Genomic DNA, 19,645 nt, shown 5'->3' with positions numbered 1-19,645 from the left:
CGGGATCATCGGTCTGGCCGTTGCGAGACGGCTGTGTCTCTCCGGCTGCACGGTCACGGTATTGGAAAAGCACCGGACCGGCCGCGGGGCGTCCTGGGCGGCCGCGGGCATGCTGGCGCCCCACTGCGAATTCGATGAACCCGATCCCTATTTCGACCTGTGCAGGGCCGGGCTGGAACGCTACGCCGGTTTCATCGAAACACTCCGAGTAGAAACCGGATGCCCGATCGACTACAATACGGCGGGGATGATCTATCCGGCATTGAGTGACCGGGGTCAGGCACGGCTGGAAACGCGGTATGAACGGCATTGCCGGGACGGCGTGCCCGTAGAGCGGCTCACCGTACGCGAGGCGCGGCGTCTCGAGCCGAATCTGACGAGTGGAATCCGCATGGCGCTGCGCTACCCGGACGACCACCAGGTCGAAAACCGCGACGTCGTTACGGCGCTCGCGCAATCGGTCCTGAAGGGTGGCGGCGTAATTCGTGAAGGCGTTACCGCGCGTAAGATCCTGCTGGACGGCGACCGTGTAGCCGGAGTGGATACGACCGAAGGGATTTGGAAAACTCAGACAGTGGTGAACGCCATGGGTTGCCAGGCGCGTTACCTGGACGGCATAGCGCCCGCCTGGAGAATCCCCGTCCGGCCGGTGCGCGGGCAGATCCTCGCGCTGCGGGCAGGCGCCGCGCCGCCTTTCCATCATGCGATCTATACCAGCGGCGCATACCTGGTTCCCCGTTCGGATGGGCGGTTGATCATCGGCGCTACCGTGGAAGAAGCCGGGTTTCGGGACGAGGTCACGCTGGGCGGCGTCATGCAGCTGTTCCGGGACGCCCTTGAACTCGCACCCGGCCTGAAGTCCTGGACCCTGGATTCCACCTGGTCGGGGCTGCGACCGGTGGCGCGGGACGGATGGCCCGTGCTCGGGGCCACGGGAACATCGGGCCTGTACGCGGCCTCGGGGCATGGACGGAACGGCATACTGCTGGCGCCACTGACCGGAGACCTGCTCGCCGAGGCCATTCTGCACGACAGGATTCCTTCCATCATGCGGCCCTTTCTGCCCGACCGGTTTTACCCCGCTCGAACCGGAGAGACGAACGATGAATGTGACCGTTAACGGGGCGACCAGGAAACTGCCCGGAGCAACGAGCATCGCCGACCTGCTGAAGGAACTCGGCGTGCCTTCCGAAGGGACCGCCGTGGCGCTCAACGGAGCGGTCGTCCCGAGGAAGGAACACGGCACGGCCATGCTCGCAGCCGATGACGTGGTCGAGGTGATCAGGGCGGTTGCGGGCGGGTGACGATTATACACAGCGGTCGTGGACCGTACAGGCAAAGGAGCAGACCTACATGAGCGCCCTGAAAATCGGCGGTTTGACGTTAAATTCCCGACTGATTCTCGGTACGGGGAAATACGCGAATTTCGAACTGATGCGGGAATCTTTCGAGGCGAGCGATACGGGCATGGTTACGGTGGCCATCCGCCGGATCGATCTCAACGATCCCTCCGGGCAGTCGCTGCTCGACTACATCGACCGCGATCGTTACGAACTGCTGCCCAACACGGCCGGCTGCTATACGGCGAGCGACGCCGTGCTGACCTGCGAACTGGCGCGGGAGGCGCTGGGGACCGACACGGTAAAGCTTGAAGTCATCGGGGACGAAAAGACCCTGTTCCCCGATAACGAAGCCACGTTGGAAGCCGCGCGCACCCTGGTCGACCGGGGATTCAACGTCATGCCCTATACCATCGACGATCCCATCGTCTGCAAGAAACTCGAAGAGGCGGGATGCGTCGCGGTCATGCCCCTCGCCGCGCCCATCGGTTCCGGCCTGGGTATCCGCAACCCGCACAACATCGCCATCATCGTCGAGAACAGCCAGGTGCCGGTCATCGTCGACGCAGGGGTCGGTACGGCCTCAGACGCGTCCGTCGCCATGGAACTCGGCTGCGACGGCATACTGATGAATACCGGCGTGGCCGGAGCGCAGGACCCGGTTAAGATGGCCGTCGCCATGCGCAAGGCGGTCGAGGCCGGGCGACTCGCCTTTGAAGCGGGACGGATTCCCATGAAGGCCTACGCGTCCGCTTCCAGTCCGCTGAGCGGTGTGATCCATTCGTCCTCCTGATAGCCTCCATGGTTGACTTCAGGTTCTATCTGATCGGTGATCGTACCCGCTGCGCCGGACGATCGCTCGCCTCGGCGTTGGGACAGGCCTGCCGCGCGGGCGTCCGCGCGGCCCAGATCAGGGAGAAAGACCTGAATACCCGGGACCTGCTGGCGTTGACCAGGGAGGTGCAGGCGGAACTCGGATCGCTTCATCCCGTGCTGATGGTCAATGGCAACCTGGAAGTCGCCGAAGCCTGCGGAGCACAGGGCGTTCACCTGCCGGAATCCGGCGTACCGGTCCGCGAGGCCCGCGAAGCACTCCCCGCCGGCATTCTGATCGGCAGATCGACCCACGGCACGGAAAGCGCGCGTGCCGCCGAAGCGGAAGGGGCCGACTTCGTCACGTTCGGACCGGTATATGATACGCCGTCGAAGGCAGGATATGGTCCGCCGCAGGGGCTGAGAGCGCTCGCGGAAGCGGCCGGCTCGGTGACGATACCGGTTTTTGCCCTGGGCGGCGTGACCCCCGGCCGCACTCGGGCGTGCCTGGAAGCGGGCGCCTACGGCGTCGCCGCGATCTCGGCGGTGCTGTCGCAACCCGACATACCCGCGGCCGTCAGAAGGTTCGAAAAGGCCCTCGGCGGCCTGTGACCATTCGCGACACTGGTCTCGGCACCGTTCGCGACACCGTTCTCGGCATCGTTCGCGGCATCTAAAATAGTTGTTGACAATTCCGGTAAACATACCGAAGTTAATGGGGAACCATCGACATTTCAGCAATCTAGACTGGCTTCCGCTTACTTTATCCCAAAGTGAGGCGATGTATGCGGCGCATATGGAAAGAAATGAATCGAACGCTCCTGATGTCGGGCCTGCTTGCAGGTATGATCGGAATCGCATGCAGTGGTACGTCCGTCGAGGAGGAAGCCACGGTCGTCAGCACCGGGACGATCGGCACCGAGATCGGCCATACGGCGCCGAACTTCGAAGTGTATACCATGGATGGCACGAAGGTAACCCTGGAGGACTTCAGGGGCCGGCCCCTGTTCGTGAACTTCTGGGCCTGGTGGTGCCCGCCCTGCATCAGGGATGCGGAACCCCTGATGAACATCGCGAAAAAGTACGAGGGACGGATAGACTTTCTCTTCGTCGGCGTGAACAAATTCTACAAGGATGAGCAACCGCTCGATCCCGCGGAATTCGAGGAAGGATTCGGCCCCGGGCTGGAAACCTTCAAGCAAGGACTTCAGGCGTCCAGGCTGGTTCGTCCTTCCGACGAATCGGAGAAGAACGATCCGGATAAAATGGCCGGGATCGCGGCGCGGAACGAGGACGTCATCGCGTACTATATGAACAGCCAGACCTCCCTTTTCGATTTCCGCGGCTACTGGGAACGCCAGTTCCGTGCCAAGACCAACCAGCGTTACGGCATTCCCGTCACCTACCTGATCGACAGCGAGGGACGCATCAAGCTGGACGTCCATCCCAACGATCAGCACTGGGACAAGCACGACGATATCCTGGAAGACCTGATCGCGGGCAAGGACCTGTCCCACTACGCGGAGCGCTTCCCCATACCACCTAAACACCTGCGCGAGGAGGCAACAGGAAGCTGATCACCAGGCCGATAGCTTTCTTCAAGTGTCTTATCCTGGCCTGTCTCACCGGCGTGATCACCCACACCGGCGTATCAGCCCAGGAACCTTCCAGGCCGCTTTGCGGCACGCTGCACCTCCATCCCTTCGTCCAGCCTCCGGAGGGCGGACTCGCCGCCAGGACCCACCGGCCCGAACAGGTCGGCCCGGGCCGGCCCACCGTACCCGGCGAAGGGGACCGCACGAACAACCTCGGTCATACCTATACCGCCGAGCCCGAATCCTACGTCAGTCCCGGTGGCCACTTCAAGATCTGGTACGTCACCACGACGGAAGACCGGCCCGGTGCGGGCTGGCCGGAACTGGAAGACGAAACGGACGGCACCGTTCCCGCATATGTCCGGCACTGCGCGGTATTCCTGGATGAATCCCGCCGCGTTATCGTGGAAGAACTGGGTTACCGTCCGCCGCCCGTGGACTACGATCATCACGATCGGTACGTGGCGATGGATGCGGACGATGGCGGGGACGGGCTATACGACGTATATATTACCGATCTCCCGAGTCAGTTCAGCGGCTACACCCGCCCGGAAGCGGTCGCGACCGGCGCGGCCCTTCCTTCGTACATCGTCGTGGACAACGATTACGCCGAGTCCCGGAGGACGGTGGAGAAGGCCCTGGACCTGCTGCGGATCACCGTCGCCCACGAGTACTTCCACGCCGTGCAGTTCGGCTACGACGCGGGGGAAGAGGCTTTCTGGCTGGAACAGAGTGCCGTGTGGATGGAGGAGCAGGTCTATGACGAGGTCGACGATTACCTGACCTACCTGCCTACGTTCAGCGGCTTCCTGACGGAACCATGGATTTCGCTCGATACCGCGAACGGTGAGCATGAATACGCGGGCGTGCTCTGGCCGCTGTACCTTGAAAAGCGGCATGGCAGGGACCTGATTCGCAACATCTGGGAACGGGCCGGAACGAGCCGGGCGCTGGACGCCATCGACGGGGGACTGCGCAGTGTCGGCAGCGATCTGAAATCCGCCTTCCAGGAATTCACCACGTGGAACGTCTTCACCGGGGACCGTGCCAACGCGGACCGGTTCCATGAAGAAGGCGCCGCCTGGCCCCAGGTCGAGCTGAGTGGCCAGCATGGTCTGCACGAACACGATCGCCAGGACCCATCGGACACGTACCGGTTTGACGGTCCCCTGATTCCCGCCCTCCAGTATCCGGACCACCTCGCCGCGAACTACATACGTTTTGTCCCGGATCCCTCGCTTCACGGTGGGCTGCGCATCGATTTCACGGGCATAACCGGGGAGTGGGGCGTTTCCGTGGCGGCCAGCGGCAACGTCGACACGGTGATGACGGTCCCGGCAACCCGGGGAGGCGTAACCATCGAGGTTCCCGACTGGACGCGGTACGAGACCGTCATGCTCGTGGTGGCTTCTCTCGATCGCACCGGAGACGGCTTCGAATACGCTTACACGGCAGCCTATGATCCCGGTCTTACGGGCGATGACGAGACTGGGCGGCCGATCGCCGCGTCCCTCACCACGTATCCGAATCCCTTCTACCTGAGCAGCGGTCCCGCCACCGTAAGGTACGAAGTCGGCCTGCCGGGGGAGGTTCAACTCACGCTGTACAATGTCATGGGTCGGAAGGTCCGCACGCTGGTGGACGGCATCCATGCTGAAGGCACGTTCACCACCACGTGGGACGGCAAAGACGATGGGGGAAGAGGGGTGGCCAGCGGGGTCTATCTGTGCCGGATGACGACCGGGGGGGCGGCAGAACGTTCCGAAGTAACGCGCAAGCTGCTGTTTCTAAAATAGAAGATCCGGGAAGGACCGGATGATCTCCTCGCAGGTGTCGGCCGGATCTTCCCCTTCCTCCACGGTGACCCATTCGACGTCCCCGGTTTGCCTGAACCAGGTCAACTGGCGCTTTGCATACTGCCTGGACCGCTGCTGAATGGCCGAAACCGCATCTTCCAATTCCAGTTCGCCCCCGGTATACCGCAACATTTCCGCATAACCGAACGTCGACATGGCGTGGGCTTCGGGACCATACCCCCGGTCCGACAAGGCGCGGACCTCCGATTCGAGGCCGGATTCGATCATTATCTCGACCCTGGCGTCGATACGCCCATAGAGTGCGGCGCGGTCGCGACGCATCCCTATCAGACGCGTCCCTTGGGATCGGGATGGTTCAGGGCTTTCGAACCAGGAAGTCAGGGTCGCGCCTGTCGCGTCGTGGACCTCCAGCGCCCTTTCGATACGCTGCCGGTCGTTCGCGTGGATACGCGCGGCCGAAGGCGGATCGATTGCACTCAACCGTCCATGGAGCGCGGCGGTGGACGCTGATCGGTATTCGTTCGCCAGCCGTTGCCTGACCGCCGGCGGGATCTCCGGCGCGTCGAACAGTCCGCCGTCAAGCGCCTTGATGTAGAGCCCCGCGCCGCCGACTACGAGAGCCGGCACATCCCTGGCCGCAAGCTCATGGATCGCTTCCCGGGCCAGGCGGCCGTATTCGCCGGCGCTGAACCGCACGTCCGGATCGACGACGTCGATGAGGTGATGGGGGGCCGCGGTCCGTTCATCCGCGGTGGGTTTGGCCGTGCCGATATCCATGTACCGGTAGATCTGGCGGGAATCCGCCGAGATGATCTCCGCGCCGAAGCGCCGGGCCAGCTCAATACCTACGGCAGTCTTTCCCACGCCGGTGGGACCCACGAGAACCGGTATGGGGCGGGCGGCGGGAACACCTGATTTCATCGGTCGGGAGGTCACGATTCGTTCCCAGTGCCTTCCGCGGGAGCTTCGGCACCGGCCGCGGGACCTTCGCCGCCTTCCGCGGCGGACCGCCAGTCGCGAACCGCCCGGGCGACGGTGACGACCGGGGCGGTCCAGATGCGGGCGCGGTGTGCCCGGAGATAGCCGCACAGCCCGCTGAAATCGGCCTCGGTCACGGACAGATGCCCTTCCGAGATTCCGTGAAAGGTCAACACGGCCCACTGTCCCCGGTTTATGGCCTCCTCCACCAGACCGATCATCCCGGACTGGGCCTGGCGCTCCACGGGGAATGAGTAGAGGTAGTGCAGGTCGGCGGTCAGGGGGTGATTGGCGAAATCCCCCTTGCCCCGGCCGGCGACATGGTGGCGGGCTACGACCGGAACGTAACTCCGGCGTCCCGGTCCCTCGCCCACGTGGGCATGGTAGCAGGGATAGCAGAAGGTGAAATCCACCTGCCCCGGGATGGCTTCGGCGATGCGCCGTCTGCCCTCGCCGATCTCCCACTCCATGTCGTCGAGAGTCATCATCTCCAGGCAGTCGGTCCGCGTCTCCTTGAACGCGCAGGAACAGGGATGGTTGACCGTATGGTTGCCCACCTCGTGTCCGGCGCCCGCCACGGCCTTCCACGGTGCGAGGAGGCTGCGCCAGTCCGGACCCTTGGGGTTGACGTAGAATGTGCCGTGAAGACCGTTTTCGGCCAGGATCGGGACGGCCCGGTCGAGTTGGGACGGCATACCGTCGTCGAAGGTCAGGGAGACGGCGCCTTCGCATCCTTCCCGCCAGGGATGGGGGTGCCTGCCGGTCATGAAATCCGCCTTTCATTCACCTTGATTGTATGGCTTGCGCCCCGTATAATATACCATAACCGGTGCCCGGCACCCTGTCAATTTCCCATTCACCGACTTCCCGTCGCACATACCAGAGAAAGTACCACGCGATGACCTACGGCGACCGTGAACAACTGCTGAGGGACGACGCATACCTGATCCATCCGCTGCAGCACCGCGACGATCATGACGAGCCCCTGATCTGCGTGCGTGCCGAGGGCTCCACGCTCTTCGACATCGAGGGCAACCGATACATCGACGGGCTCTCGAGCCTGTGGAACGTCAACGCCGGCCACGGACGGCGCGAGCTGGCGGCGGCCGCCGCGGACCAGATCGAGGAACTGGGGTTCTTCTCCTGCTATGCGGGGGCGACGAATATCCCGGCCATACGACTGGCCAGCCGCCTGAAGGAGTTGGCGCCGGGTGCGCTGAACCATACCTTTTTCACGTCCGGCGGCGCCGTTTCCAACGACAGCGCGATCAAGACGGCGCGGTATTTCTGGCAACGGGCCGGGCGGCCGGACAAGACCAGGATCATATCTCGCAGACATGCCTATCACGGAGTGACCATCGGCGCCATGAACGCCACCGGCCTGGAGGCCTACTGGGAGGACTTCGGATCCAGCCTGCCCGGATACGTCCATATCGACGCGCCCTATCCCTATCACTACAGGTCGGAGGATCCCGGGACGGGATGCGGCGAGGCGAGCGCCCGGGCGCTCGAGGACGCGATCCTGCGGGAGGGTCCCGAGAACATAGCCGCCTTCATTGGAGAACCGGTCCAGGGCGCGGCAGGGGTCATCGTGCCGCCGGAGGACTACTGGCCGAGGATTCGGGAGATCTGCACGAAGTACGACGTGCTCCTGATCGCCGACGAAGTGATCACCGGGTTCGGCCGCATCGGCCACTGGTTCGGCGTGTCTTACTGGAACGTCGAACCGGACATCGTCACCTTCGCGAAGGGCATCACCAGTGGATATCTGCCGCTTGGAGGCATTATCATCTCGGACGAGATACACGACTGCATCCATAACGCCCCCGCGGACCGGAAGTGGAACCACTCCTTCACCTACTCCGGGCACCCGACCTGCTGCGCCGTCGGGCTGGCGAATCTCGATCTCCTGGAGCACGAAGGCCTTTTCGAGCGTTGCAGGATCATGGGCGAAAAGCTGATGGAGGGCCTGCGGTCGCTGCGGACGCTGCCGCACGTGGGCGACATCCGCGGCATCGGGCTGATGGCTGCCGTGGAGGTGGTGGAAGACCCCGCATCCCGCAAACCCTACGATCCCGCGTTGAAGATTGGCGGACGCATCGTGAAGAAGATGCTCGAAAACGGTGTCTACACCCGTTGCCGGGGAGACAGTGTCAACTTCGCTCCCCCTTTCGTCGTAACTGCCGAAGAGCTGGACCGGATGGTTAACGTAACCGGAGAGGCCATTGAATCGGTTACGGCCTGAAGCGGACACAGGGACCAGGAGGCGCGCCATGAAACTCCTCATCGCGATCGTCAACAAAAGGGACATCCGGCATCTTACCGATGCACTGATCGACAACGATTTCCGGTTCACCGAAATCGGCAGCACGGGCGGATTCCTGCGCGCCGGCAACGTCACCCTGTTGATCGGGGTGGACGACGAGCGCGTGCCCCCCGTACTCGAACTCATCCAGAACCACTGCCACGCGCGGGAGGAAGCCATCGACGTCGCGCAGATCGGCACCCATCTCGACGCCCTCGGACTGGGCGAGGCGGTAACGACCATGGTGGGCGGCGCGCAGGTATTTATCATCCAGGCCGAACGCATGGTGGTCGTCTGATCGCGAATACTTCCCATTTCCCGGTTATCCGGGCTATCCGGGCTATCCGAGCTGTCCGGGCTATCTGGACTGTCCGGGCTATCCGGGCTGTCCGGGCTGTCCGGGCTGTCCGGGCTATCTGGACTGTCCGGGTTGACGGAACAGGAGCACGGCTTTGAAAATCGGCATCATCGGGCACACCGGTTGCGGAGACTACGGACATTCCCTGGACCAGGCATTCGTGGGCGTAGAGGGCGCCGAGATCGCCGCCCTGGCCGATCCGGTCGAGGCAGGCAGGCAGGAGGCGTTGCAACGCACGGGCGCGGCGAAGGGATACGCCAGGTATACGGATATGCTGGCGCAGGAGCAGTTGGACATCGTCGTCCTGGCCACCCACGAGATGAGCAACCATCTCGCCATGGTGCTGGCCGCCACCGAGCAGGGGGTCCACGTGTACGCGGAGAAGCCCCTGGCGCGCACCCCGGCCGAGGTGGACGCCATGGTGGAGGCCTGCGACCGGGCCGGCGTCCTGCTGATCATGGGCCACCCCTGGCGGGGACGGCCGGAAATCCAGCGCCAGGCCATCCCCATGATCCGGGAGGGCGGGATCGGGGAACCGCGCTGGGCCCGCATGTACGGTTTCGGCGGCGAAAACGGGGGAGACCAATGGTTCATCGATCTCTACCCCCATTTCTTCGATTTCCTGTGGCAGCTCTTCGGCGAACCGTCGTGGTGCCAGGCGATCATCACCCAGGACGGCCGTCCTGCCGGCCCGTCGGACCGGAAGGAAGGGCTGTTCGGCATGGGCACCTCCGCGGGAAACGGCATGTGGGCCCATTACCAGTTCGACGGTTTCAACGCGGAATTCGAATCCTTCGCGGGCGACGGCATTGAGAACCCCTATCGCATCGACATTCACGGGACAAAGGGCACGCTCGTCCTGCCCGGCCCCACGCAGGACGGGCCGGACATCTATTTCCATCCCCACTCCAACCCGCAGCCCTTCGACGACGACCGCTGGGAAGTGCTCGCCCACGAGCGGGTATCGGGCGGACAGAAATGGATCAACGCCCACCACCGCATGGCCCGGTCCATGATGGACCTCATCGAGGGCAGGAAACCCGAATACGAGCTCTGTCACGCGCGCACAGCCCGCCGCCATATAGAAATGGCCATAGCAGCGCACCGTTCCCACATCACGGGCGCGCGGGTGGCCTTCCCCTTTGCCGAAACGGGCAACCCCTTCGACACCTGGACGGAAGAAGGGCGGGCCTAGATGGACATGGACCGCTTCCGGCACCACCTGGCCGGACCCGTCGCCTCGATCAACACCCCCTTTCTCGAAGATGACGGCATCGATTACGACGGGTTGCGCCGATTCGTGGATTTCTGCATCGAAGCCGGGGCTGGAACCGTCCTGTTCACGCCCGGGGACAGTCTCTACTCGGTGCTCACTGAAGCGGAAATCGCCGAGTTGACGGCCTTTACCGCCGGTGTGGTGAACAGGCGGGCGCTGTTCATCGCGAGTGCGGGGTTCTGGTCCACACCGCAGACCGCCGCCTTCGCGGAGTACGCCCGGGACTGTGGCGCGGACGCGGTGATCGTGGCGCCTCCCGACCGCGGGATGACGGTGGACGGGCTCGTGACGTACTACGATGCGGTATCTAGGGCCCTGCCGGCCTTCATCCTGAGCGCCGGGCTGGTGAGCGTAGGGGTCCGGGGCGCGCTGGAAACGGTCGAACGCCTTCTGGACGAAGTGCCGGGCGTCGTGGGATTCAAGGAAGACTTCGGTCCCGATTTCGCCAGGGGCGCCTGCGCCAGGGCGCACGACAGGTGGGTGATCTTCGCCGGCGGCCAGAAGCAGACCCACATGGACATGCTGCCTTACGGCTGCGACGGGTACATGTCGACCTTCATCAAGTTCAAGCCGGACGTGGCCCACGCCTACTGGGCCGCCATCGAGCGCGGAGACCTCGATGCGGCCGCGGACGTAATCACGCGCTACGACATGCCTTTTTTCGACTATCTGTACAACACCTTTCCGGCGGGCGGCGACGCGGCGCAGCACGCCGTCCTGGAACTGGCCGGAATCTGCGGCCGCTGGCGCAGGAGTCCCCTGCCCGATCTCTCGGACGCGGAGATGGAGCAACTCAAGGGTTTTCTGACGGACGGCGGCATGCTATAGACAGAATCACCCACATGCAAATAGGCTATACGACCTGGGGCATGCCCAAAGTCCCCGTGGACCAGGCCCTCTCGTTCCTGCACGACGTGGGTTTCGACGCGGTGGAACTGACGGTCCTGCCGAACTATACGACGGCCGTGGACGGACTCGACGCCGGTGAGCGGCAGCGCATCAAGGCGCTCTGTGCCGAATACGGCCTGGCCATGCCCGCCGTCGCCGCCCATCGCTCGCTCCTCGAAGAGGACCCCGATGCACATCGCGAGAACATGCGCCTGCTGAAGCGGGCCGTCGACCTGTGCGCGGAATGGAGCGATGGCCGCGGTGCGCCGGTCCTGGACACGGTGCTGGGCGGCGCCCCGGAAGACTGGGAAACCAGGCTGGACTTCATCCTGGATCGTGTCCGGAATCTGGTGGATTACGCCGCGGACAAGGGCGTGGTGATCGGCATGGAAGCCCACGTGGGATGCGCCCTGGACACCGCGGAGAAATCGGTCCGACTCGTAGAGACCATGGACTCGCCCTACCTCGGTCTCAACTTCGACATCAGCCACTTCGACGTCCTGGGCATGCCCATCGAGGAGGCGGTCCGGCTCATGGCGCCCCACGCGGTGCACACCCACGTCAAGGACCAGCGCGGCCGCGTGCCCGATTTCGAGTTTCTTGTGCCGGGAGAGGGCGATTTCGATTTCACGGCCTACCTGCGGGCCATGCACGCCGCCGGCTATCAGGGATCCATCACCGCGGAGGTCAGCAACATGGTGCAGAGGAAACCGGGATACGATCCCTTCGAAGCGGCCGCCCTGTGTTACCGGACCCTGGAGAAAGCCTTCGCCGAAGCTGGCGTGCCCCGGCCGTGAGTGCGATTCGGCAGCGTGCGCGACCCGGCCGTGAGTGCGATTCGGCAGCGTGCGTGCCCCGGCCGTGAACGGCACCGTATTGATCGAATGCAGGGATAAGTCCGGGGCTCTGGAGATACCGCCCCGCGTTGGCATCTGAACCTTCCACCGTGAGGAAGACCATGGAATACCGCTATCTGGGCAAGACGGGCCTGCAGGTCTCGCCGATCTGCCTCGGCACGGCCTTCCGGGGCGAGATCGACGAGCACGCCGGCATCCGGGTGATCGAGACGGCCCTCGACCTGGGATGCAACTTCATCGACTCGGCGTTTTACGGGGAGGGAAGGTCCGAGAAGATCATCGGAAAAGCGCTCAAGGGCCGTCGCGAACAGGTCGTGCTGTGCACCAAGATCTTCGGCACGGCGGGCGTGGGGCCCAACTACACCGGTTTGTCGCGGTTCAACCTGATGCAGGGCGTGGATAAAAGCCTGAAACGGCTGCAGACCGACTACATCGACCTCTACCTGGCCCACAGCTTCGACCCGGTCACGCCGCTCGAGGAGACCCTTTCGACCTTCGACGACCTCGTCCGGCAGGGCAAGGTACGGTACATCGGCTGCAGCAACTGGCCGGTGTACAAGGTGGTGGATGCCCTCTGGACCAGCGACCGGCGCAACCTGGAACCCTTCGTTTGCCTGCAGTACAACTACAGCCTGCTGGCCCGGTGGGAGACCGAGCTCGAGCTCATGCCCATGGCCGGAGACCACGGGCTCGGGCTCATGTGCTACAGCCCGCTCGCCATCGGCCTGCTGACCGGCCAGTTCCGCCGCGGGGCCGTGCCATCGGAAAACAGCCCCTGGGGAAAGAACCCCCGCCCGGGCCTGAGCCGCTCGAAGTATCCCTTCGACGAGGCCATGACCGACAAGCTGGACGGCATCGTGCAGACGCTGATCGAAGTGGGGGAAAAGTACGGGAAGACGCCGGCCCAGGTGGCGTTGGCCTGGATCCTGGACCACGAAGAAGTAACAGCGCCCATCATCGGCCCGGATTTTCCCGAGCAGGTCGAGGAATCCCTCGGGGCCGTGGGATGGACGCTCGAGCCGGAGGACCGCGTCCGCCTGGACGAGGTCTCGGCGCCGGATCTCCCCGGCAAATACGCCTGAGTACGACAAAAGGATGACCCCGGCCCGCCCTGCGTCGGGATCCCGCCTGTTACAGACGCCTTGCCTGTGAAGCGCAGCGGCCCGTCAGCAGATTACGCGCCGGAACATCAGCCGAAGGGTTCGTCCCGGTTCCCGGCAGTCGGCTTCCGCTTCTTCGCTTCCACCCGGGTGGCGTTGTAGATGGCTCGAATGCGACGGAACTTCTGCGCGACGAGCGCGATGAACACTACCAGGATCACGCCCAAAACGACCTGGTAGGCCGGATTGTCCCAGCCCAGGATAACCGGCCAGAGCGCGAGGATGGCGAGGATGGTGAAGCCCGCTTCGAGTTTCTCTTTGGTCGTCATATCCGACGTCTCTCTTCCGGGTCCGCGGTCCGGGTCCGCGGCCAATCAGAAATCGAATTCCACTTCCACCAGCCGGTTCTCTCTCGAGGCCGTTTCACAACCCTCGATGAGTTGGATCGGACCCTTTGCCCATTCTCCGGTTATCTCCAAGGGCAGGCCGGCGAGCAGGTGATCGGCCACGTTCTTGTAATAGCCTTGCCAGTTATGGCCGCGGTCGTACGGCTTGACTTCGACGACGCGGTGGCGGCCGTCGGCCGAGGCCATGGTGACCGTGCCCGCGCCGTCCCCGCCTTCCATGACGATCGATCCGGCGGTACCCTGGACGGTCCACATGGGCCTGCGGGACGCGTGGATGGATGAGGTCATGAACTGCGCCTCGACGCCCGCGTCGAAACGTGCGTAGGCCCGGCAGTAGTCCTCGTTGGTGCTGCTGTGCCAGACCCGCTTCATGTAGTTCCCGTAGAGCGTCGCGCGCTTGTTGATCCGGTTGCCCTGTCCGTCGTACCTCGGCACCAGCTGCAGTATCTTCTCGAAATTGTGGGCGCCCCAATCGTACATCGCCCCGCCGGAAACCGGCTTATGGGACCGCCACGCCTGGCCCGGCAGGCCGTATCCCACCAAGGCGCTTTCGATCGAATAAACCTCGCCGATGTCGCCGCGGCCGACGATCTCCTTCATCGAAAGGATGTCCGGGTCCCAGTGACGGTTGTGGTACACCGAGATCATGACGCCCCGGTCCCGGGCCAGTCCGATCAGCTCGTCCGCCTCGGAAACCTTGACCGTGAAGGGTTTCTCCGTGATGACGTGCAGGCCCGCTTCAAGCAGCGGCTTCGCCACGGGCGCGTGGTAGGCGTGAGGTACGATAACGATGGCCAGGTCGATGAGCCCGCTTCCGGCCATTTCCCCGGCATCCTCGAACATGGGCACCTCCTCGCCCTGCTCCTCCCGCGCCGCTTCCAGCCGAGCGGGGTCCCGGTCGCAGACCGCCCCCAGTTCGAACCCCCGCGTCGCGGCGATCTGCTCGCTGTGGTGCCTCCCCATGCCGAACAGGGGTCCGTAGCCCACCAGTCCGATCCGGACGGGCGATCCGTCGGTCATCCCGCATACGTAACGAAGCCCCTTGATCAACTGGTCCTGGAAGTCGGGATGGACGAAGGTGCGGTTGTCGTGGCCTAGGGCGGTATAGAACACACGTCCCTTTCCGTAATCCCGCAGGTAGCCCAACGGCTGGCGTTCGAGTTTCCATATGCCGTGCTGGAACCACCTGAGCGGCGCCTCCGTCTTGATGTCCATGTTGTAGCATTCGTCCTGGACGCGGAAACTCCGGCTCATGCGCGGCAGGATGTCGTCGAAGGCCGGATCGACTTCCACGTCGAAGTCGCCCAGGGGATCGTGGCCGATGAACTCGGTGCCGATCATCTCGATGTAATCGGCGTACTGCGCCAGCCCCGCGTTCGCGGTGTGCACGGCCAGCAGTCCGCCGCCGTTCCGTACGTATCCGGTGATCCCCTTTTCCTGGTCCCGGGTCAGTGCTCCGGACGCGATATAGAGCGCCACGGCATCGTAGTCCGATGGGTCGCAGAGCGCGTTCCGGTCGTCGGTTACGTCCAGGGTGAACTGCGAAGCGCCGTTCACCAGCCCTTCGAACATGGAAGCGAACTGGCTGAACGGCGGACTGTGCGCGTTGATCAAGAGCAGTATGCGTTTCACGGCGGTCCCTTCTCAGGCGGGTGGAAGACTCGAACGCATCAGGAATCAGGCTGCCGCCTGACGTTCGGCGTCCAGCGTGACCCGGATGCCGAAGCGCAGATAGCCCAGGGAAAGCAGAACGCATGCCGGCCACCAGAACCAGTCCGGCAGCGGAGATTCCATGAGCATGTGCACGGTGTCCAGCACGACGGCCGGCGTAATGGCGATGATGGCCAGGTTCAGGAGCGTGCGGTACGGCAGCGCCGCGCCGGCAGACGTTGTGAAAAAGGAAGCCACGTAGGCGTACAGCAGCGTCTGCACGGTCCGGTACGCGTAGGACAGCACGAGCAGGACAGGAAAGAGCAGCGTATTGACCAGGGACCGGGTCCAGTCGGCGATCACGTACAGGTCCTCCCGGCTCAGCGTCTCCGGAGGTCCGTCCGGCAGAGACGAAACGTCGACAAGGTCGCCCTCTCCCCGGATGAAGATCTGGGTGCGCGTTACCAGCACAGGCGCCTCGGTGTCGTCCAGGCTGGCGTACCGTCCGGTGGGGTCGATGACGGCCAGCACCGTCCCGTCCCGGTCGCGCAGGAGCGTCGGCTCGGTGGAGGACGAGGACAGTTCGCCACCGGACAGGCTGAGGTCGGGCATCTGGTCAATGTAATAAGGCGCTTCCCGGCTGACCCATTCATCCACCTGGTTCTGCATCTGGAGGGTGAAAGGAATCCAGGTCAACGCCAGCAGCAAAAGGAGGTACAGAAAGGTCCGGTTTCGCCAGTGTCGGGCCGCATCCTCGTAAATCGCCCCGTCGTAGAAGGCCATCCAGAGCGGGTGCAGCAAACTGAATCGACGCATTTGCCCTTTCATCCTCCCGGCCTTCCTCCGTGGCGCGGCGACCGGTCGCCACGCGGCGCGGCGCTAGACCGAATTGGCTACCGAGCCGTCCGACCTGAGCAGCGTATTCGCGGTATTCATCGGGGTGAAAACCGCGCCTTCCAGCCGTTCGTCGTCCAGTTCGACCCCCAGGCCCGGGTCCCGGGGAATCGGGATGTAGCCGCCTTCCCGGCGGATGTTGGTCCGGTACAGTTTGCTGGCTTCCGACTCGTCGCCCATGCTGTACTCCTGGGTCACGAAATTGGGGATACTGGTATCCAGGTGTACGGAAGCGGCGGTGATGAGGGGCGTCAGGAAATTGTGCGTCACGACGGCGCAATGGTGGGCCTCGGCGATGGCCGCGATCTTCCTGCAGTGGGTCAGGCCGCCGGCGAGGGCCACGTCCGGCCGCACGTACTGCGGTCCTCCGTGGGCCAGGAGCTCCTGGAATTCCCAGATGGTGTTCAGGCGTTCCCCGTTCCCGACGGGTATGCCGATCCGCCGGGCGATTTCGCCCTGGGCCATGATGCTGTCGATCTGGATGGGATCCTCGATGAAATAGAGGTTGAATTCGGTCAGCGCATTGGCCAGGGGCATGGCGGTCAGCGGCGTCAGCTTGCGGTGGACCTCCACGATGAGATCCATGTCTGGTCCGCCGCCTTCGCGGGCCGCCGCGACGAGATCCCGGGCGGTGCGGATCATCCGGTCCAGGGCCATGTCCTGGTAGCCGCCCGGCAGGGGGTCGAACTTGAGCGCCGTAAAACCCTCCGACGCCGCGTTCCGGGCGGATTCGAGCATGGCTTCCGGGGTGCCGCCGCCGCCCAGCAGGTGCAGCCTGATCCGGTCCCGGCAGTTTCCCCCAAGCAGTTCCCAGATCGGAACCCCGAAATGCTTGCCCTTGATGTCCCAAAGGGCGATATCGACGGCGCTGACAGCTCCGGACAGGGCGCTTCCCCGGAAGGGCGACATGCGGTAGAGATACTGCCAGTGATGCTCGATGCGGAACGGGTCCTGCCCCACCAGGTAGTCTTTGAACCGCTCCACGATCTGGTGCACGGCTTCGGGATATCCCCAGCAGGCCGTCTGTCCGACCCCGGTGAGCCCGCTGTCGGTCCGGACGCGGATAACGTATCCGCCGCCGATGAAGTACGAGGCGATGTCTTCGATTTTCACGCGGGTTGCCTTTCGTGACGCCACGGCGGAGACCGGCGGCCAGCGCCTTTCAATCGGCTGCCACACTGGTACGGGATGCGATTGCTCTCCGGATCGGGTAACGGTCAGAAGCGGTAAACAGCTTTTTGATAGACCCCTACCAAGTAAGCGGTGTTTCATCCACCCCGCAACCAGAAATCGGCCACACAGTCCGCAATCCCGCAAAATGTAGTTTTTACTTGAAGACCGCCTTGCGTCCCATGTATACTCCATTTACAGATTACAGACACAATTCGCTGGTTTTTCAGACCCCTGGCCCGGTCCGGCGCGGTGGCTTGCACCGTATATTACGCCGGAGCGTGCCGGTGGTATCCATCAGGAGATACACCATGATTACGGAAGAGTCCGGTTTTAACTTCGATCCGAAATACGAAGATCCGGAAAAGCTGAAAGCATTGTCCCGCAGGGGGTTTATGGGCCGCATCGCGGGCGGGCTCGCCGCCGGGACGGCCCTCCTGTCCATGACCGGAAAGGCCCGGGCGAAGCCGCCGATGCCCGAAGACCATCTCCCGGAACCCGACGACGTGGCGTATTGGAACTGGGTAGCCGACCAGTACATCATCCGCGACGGCGTTTCCTTCATGAACACCGGGACGCGCGGACCGTCCCCGGGTCCGGTGCACCAGGCGCAGATCGCCGCGCTGGAAGGGGCGAACTCGGATTACAAGAGCTACACCAGCTACGTCTACAACAGCGACTTCCGGGCACAGATGCGGGAGAAGATGGCGAAGTACCTCGGCTGCAAGTCGAACGAGGTCGCCTTCACCAACAACACGACCGAAGGCATGGTCTTCGGCACCTTCGGCATCGACATGGAGCCGGGCGACGAGATCGTGACGACAAATCACGATCATTCCAGCGGCGTGCAGCCCATCAACCTCCGGGCCGTCCGCCAGGGGACGAAGACCGTCATGATCGACCTCTCTTCCCCCGAATACCACCCGCCCGACAGTCCCGACGCGCTGCTCAAGGCCTTCGAGGCCGCCATCACGCCGCGCACGAAGATGCTCAGCTTCTGCCACATCAACTACGGCGACGGGCTCGTCCTCCCCGTGAAGGAAATCTGCGAGATGGCCCGTTCGAAGGGCATCATCACCCTGGTCGACGGGGCGCAGCCTCCGGGCATGCTCGACCTGAACATGCACGACCTGGGCTGTGACATGTACGCGGGGCCGTGCCACAAGTGGATGATGGCGTCCATGTACACGGGCTTCTTCTACGTGAAAGAGGATATCCTGGACCAGGTGTGGCCGACCCTTTACGCCGGGCCGGTGAACGGCCTGACCATGTACGGGCAGGAACCCACGGGATTCGCCAAGGTGTTCTACGAAGAGTACCTGGCGGGCGCCTCCAAGTTCGAATTGCGGGGTTCCTCCAACGCTCCCGCCCGGGTCGCCATCGACGCTGCGCTGGATTTCCACAACATGATCGGCCCGGCTGCCGTCGAAAGCCGGAACCGCTACCAGGCCACGCGTGTGGCCAACGCCCTGCGCAACATGGACGGCGTGGACGTATACAGTTCGCCCGATCCCCGCATGAGCGCGGCACTCGTCTCGTTCAAGGTCAGCGGCGTGGGCACGCGTGATCTCAACGACATGCTGTGGGACCGCCACCGTATCTATATCCGGAGCGTCACGCACGAGGAGATCAACTGGGACGCCAACCGGACGTCGATGCATATCATGGTGACCGACGCGCAGACCGACCAGTTCATCGGCGCCATCGAGGAAATCGCGAAGGAAAAACGCCTGTAATCTTGAATGATCCGTTCCGGAGGAAGGCATAATGGCCTATTTGCGTCACCTCGCACTGCGGTGTCGAGACGTGTCGGTCTCGCAACGTTTCTACGAGGATGTGATCGGCTTTACCTTTATCGGCCGGCGGGGCAACGGCGAGGCCGTCGATCTCAGCGACGGCACCGCCAATATCACGCTGCTGCCTCATGACGATCGGTCGCGTCCCGTGCTCGAGGAAGGCGAGGAGTACATCCATTTCGGCGTGCTGGTGGACGACCTCCACGCCGCCTGGCACAGGGTCCGGAACTGGGGTGCCGAAGCGCCGAAGACCGTGAAGGGCCGGGACGCCATCTCCTCCGATACCCCGCCGGAGATCGCTTTCAAGGCCATCGATCCGGACGGCAACATCGTCGATATCTCCGGTGATCGGGACGAGTGGCGTGGTGTGAAGATTTGACCAACAAGGGTTGATTCCCCGG

The 19,645-nt window shown here is 63.7% G+C and carries 20 protein-coding genes; 14 read left to right on the top strand and 6 right to left on the bottom strand.

Going from position 1 to position 19,645, the window contains the following annotated elements; translation table 11 throughout:
- The 6 genes from thiO to OXH56_08705 all read left to right on the top strand — a co-directional run.
- Positions 1-1,120: glycine oxidase ThiO (gene thiO, locus OXH56_08730; GenBank protein ID MCY3555393.1), on the top strand; the 1,120-nt coding region annotated here is incomplete at its 5' end.
- Entirely contained in the window at positions 1,104-1,304 is a 201-nt protein-coding gene (gene thiS / locus OXH56_08725) for a sulfur carrier protein ThiS (protein ID MCY3555392.1), read from the top strand. The genes thiO and thiS, both read left to right, overlap by 17 nt.
- A gap of 49 nt (positions 1,305-1,353) precedes the next feature.
- A complete protein-coding gene (locus OXH56_08720) occupies positions 1,354-2,133 on the top strand; it encodes a thiazole synthase (GenBank protein ID MCY3555391.1) in 780 nt (259 codons plus the stop codon).
- A gap of 8 nt (positions 2,134-2,141) precedes the next feature.
- On the top strand, positions 2,142-2,765 hold the full coding sequence (locus OXH56_08715; protein ID MCY3555390.1) for a thiamine phosphate synthase: 624 nt from the start codon (positions 2,142-2,144) through the stop codon (positions 2,763-2,765).
- A gap of 194 nt (positions 2,766-2,959) precedes the next feature.
- Positions 2,960-3,730 carry a TlpA disulfide reductase family protein gene (locus OXH56_08710; protein MCY3555389.1) on the top strand — a complete coding sequence of 257 codons (771 nt, stop codon included), beginning with the start codon at positions 2,960-2,962 and terminating at the stop codon, positions 3,728-3,730.
- A 53-nt stretch (positions 3,731-3,783) separates the two neighbouring features.
- Positions 3,784-5,544, top strand: a complete 1,761-nt coding sequence (locus OXH56_08705; protein MCY3555388.1) for a DUF6055 domain-containing protein — start codon at positions 3,784-3,786, stop codon at positions 5,542-5,544.
- Here the strand turns inward: OXH56_08705 and miaA are convergent.
- Together miaA and OXH56_08695 are read right to left on the bottom strand one after the other, a co-directional pair.
- Positions 5,536-6,501 (bottom strand): tRNA (adenosine(37)-N6)-dimethylallyltransferase MiaA, encoded by a 966-nt coding sequence (gene miaA / locus OXH56_08700; GenBank protein ID MCY3555387.1) that lies wholly within the window; start codon positions 6,499-6,501, stop codon positions 5,536-5,538. The genes OXH56_08705 and miaA overlap by 9 nt on opposite strands.
- Positions 6,498-7,310 (bottom strand): polysaccharide deacetylase family protein, encoded by an 813-nt coding sequence (locus OXH56_08695; GenBank protein ID MCY3555386.1) that lies wholly within the window; start codon positions 7,308-7,310, stop codon positions 6,498-6,500. The genes miaA and OXH56_08695 overlap by 4 nt, the downstream gene beginning before the upstream one ends.
- A gap of 131 nt (positions 7,311-7,441) precedes the next feature.
- Here OXH56_08695 and OXH56_08690 point away from each other — a divergent pair, with 131 nt between their 5' ends.
- The 6 genes from OXH56_08690 (at position 7,442) to OXH56_08665 (ending at position 13,309) form a co-directional block, all read left to right on the top strand.
- Positions 7,442-8,788 (top strand): aspartate aminotransferase family protein, encoded by a 1,347-nt coding sequence (locus tag OXH56_08690; GenBank protein ID MCY3555385.1) that lies wholly within the window; start codon positions 7,442-7,444, stop codon positions 8,786-8,788.
- Between the two features lie 28 nt (positions 8,789-8,816).
- Positions 8,817-9,146, top strand: coding sequence for a cyclic-di-AMP receptor (locus tag OXH56_08685; protein ID MCY3555384.1), 330 nt, complete (start codon positions 8,817-8,819; stop codon positions 9,144-9,146).
- A gap of 154 nt (positions 9,147-9,300) precedes the next feature.
- Entirely contained in the window at positions 9,301-10,401 is a 1,101-nt protein-coding gene (locus OXH56_08680; protein MCY3555383.1) for a Gfo/Idh/MocA family oxidoreductase, read from the top strand.
- Complete coding sequence (locus OXH56_08675; GenBank protein ID MCY3555382.1) at positions 10,402-11,310, top strand: dihydrodipicolinate synthase family protein; 909 nt, start codon at positions 10,402-10,404, stop codon at positions 11,308-11,310.
- A 14-nt stretch (positions 11,311-11,324) separates the two neighbouring features.
- Positions 11,325-12,167 (top strand): sugar phosphate isomerase/epimerase, encoded by an 843-nt coding sequence (locus OXH56_08670; protein MCY3555381.1) that lies wholly within the window; start codon positions 11,325-11,327, stop codon positions 12,165-12,167.
- 161 nt (positions 12,168-12,328) lie between these two features.
- Positions 12,329-13,309, top strand: a complete 981-nt coding sequence (locus OXH56_08665; protein MCY3555380.1) for an aldo/keto reductase — start codon at positions 12,329-12,331, stop codon at positions 13,307-13,309.
- Between the two features lie 107 nt (positions 13,310-13,416).
- Here the strand turns inward: OXH56_08665 and OXH56_08660 are convergent, their stop codons facing one another.
- The 4 genes from OXH56_08660 to OXH56_08645 all read right to left on the bottom strand — a co-directional run bounded on the left by OXH56_08660 (position 13,417) and on the right by OXH56_08645 (position 17,391).
- A complete protein-coding gene (locus OXH56_08660; GenBank protein MCY3555379.1) occupies positions 13,417-13,656 on the bottom strand; it encodes a hypothetical protein in 240 nt (79 codons plus the stop codon).
- Positions 13,657-13,701: 45 nt separating this feature from the next.
- A complete protein-coding gene (locus OXH56_08655; protein ID MCY3555378.1) occupies positions 13,702-15,366 on the bottom strand; it encodes a ThuA domain-containing protein in 1,665 nt (554 codons plus the stop codon).
- Positions 15,367-15,411: 45 nt separating this feature from the next.
- On the bottom strand, positions 15,412-16,200 hold the full coding sequence (locus OXH56_08650; protein MCY3555377.1) for a DUF1189 family protein: 789 nt from the start codon (positions 16,198-16,200) through the stop codon (positions 15,412-15,414).
- Between the two features lie 63 nt (positions 16,201-16,263).
- Complete coding sequence (locus tag OXH56_08645; GenBank protein ID MCY3555376.1) at positions 16,264-17,391, bottom strand: mandelate racemase/muconate lactonizing enzyme family protein; 1,128 nt, start codon at positions 17,389-17,391, stop codon at positions 16,264-16,266.
- A 368-nt stretch (positions 17,392-17,759) separates the two neighbouring features.
- Here OXH56_08645 and OXH56_08640 point away from each other — a divergent pair, with 368 nt between their 5' ends.
- Entirely contained in the window at positions 17,760-19,184 is a 1,425-nt protein-coding gene (locus OXH56_08640) for an aminotransferase class V-fold PLP-dependent enzyme (protein MCY3555375.1), read from the top strand.
- Between the two features lie 31 nt (positions 19,185-19,215).
- Positions 19,216-19,623 (top strand): VOC family protein, encoded by a 408-nt coding sequence (locus OXH56_08635; GenBank protein ID MCY3555374.1) that lies wholly within the window; start codon positions 19,216-19,218, stop codon positions 19,621-19,623.
- Positions 19,624-19,645 lie beyond the last annotated feature (22 nt).

The sequence above is a fragment of the Gemmatimonadota bacterium genome, from assembly GCA_026702745.1.
In the GTDB taxonomy this organism is placed as follows: Bacteria; JAAXHH01; JAAXHH01; order JAAXHH01; family JAAXHH01; genus JAAXHH01.
Note: the sequence above shows the minus strand (reverse complement) of the source record. Positions and strands in the feature narration are given on the sequence as shown.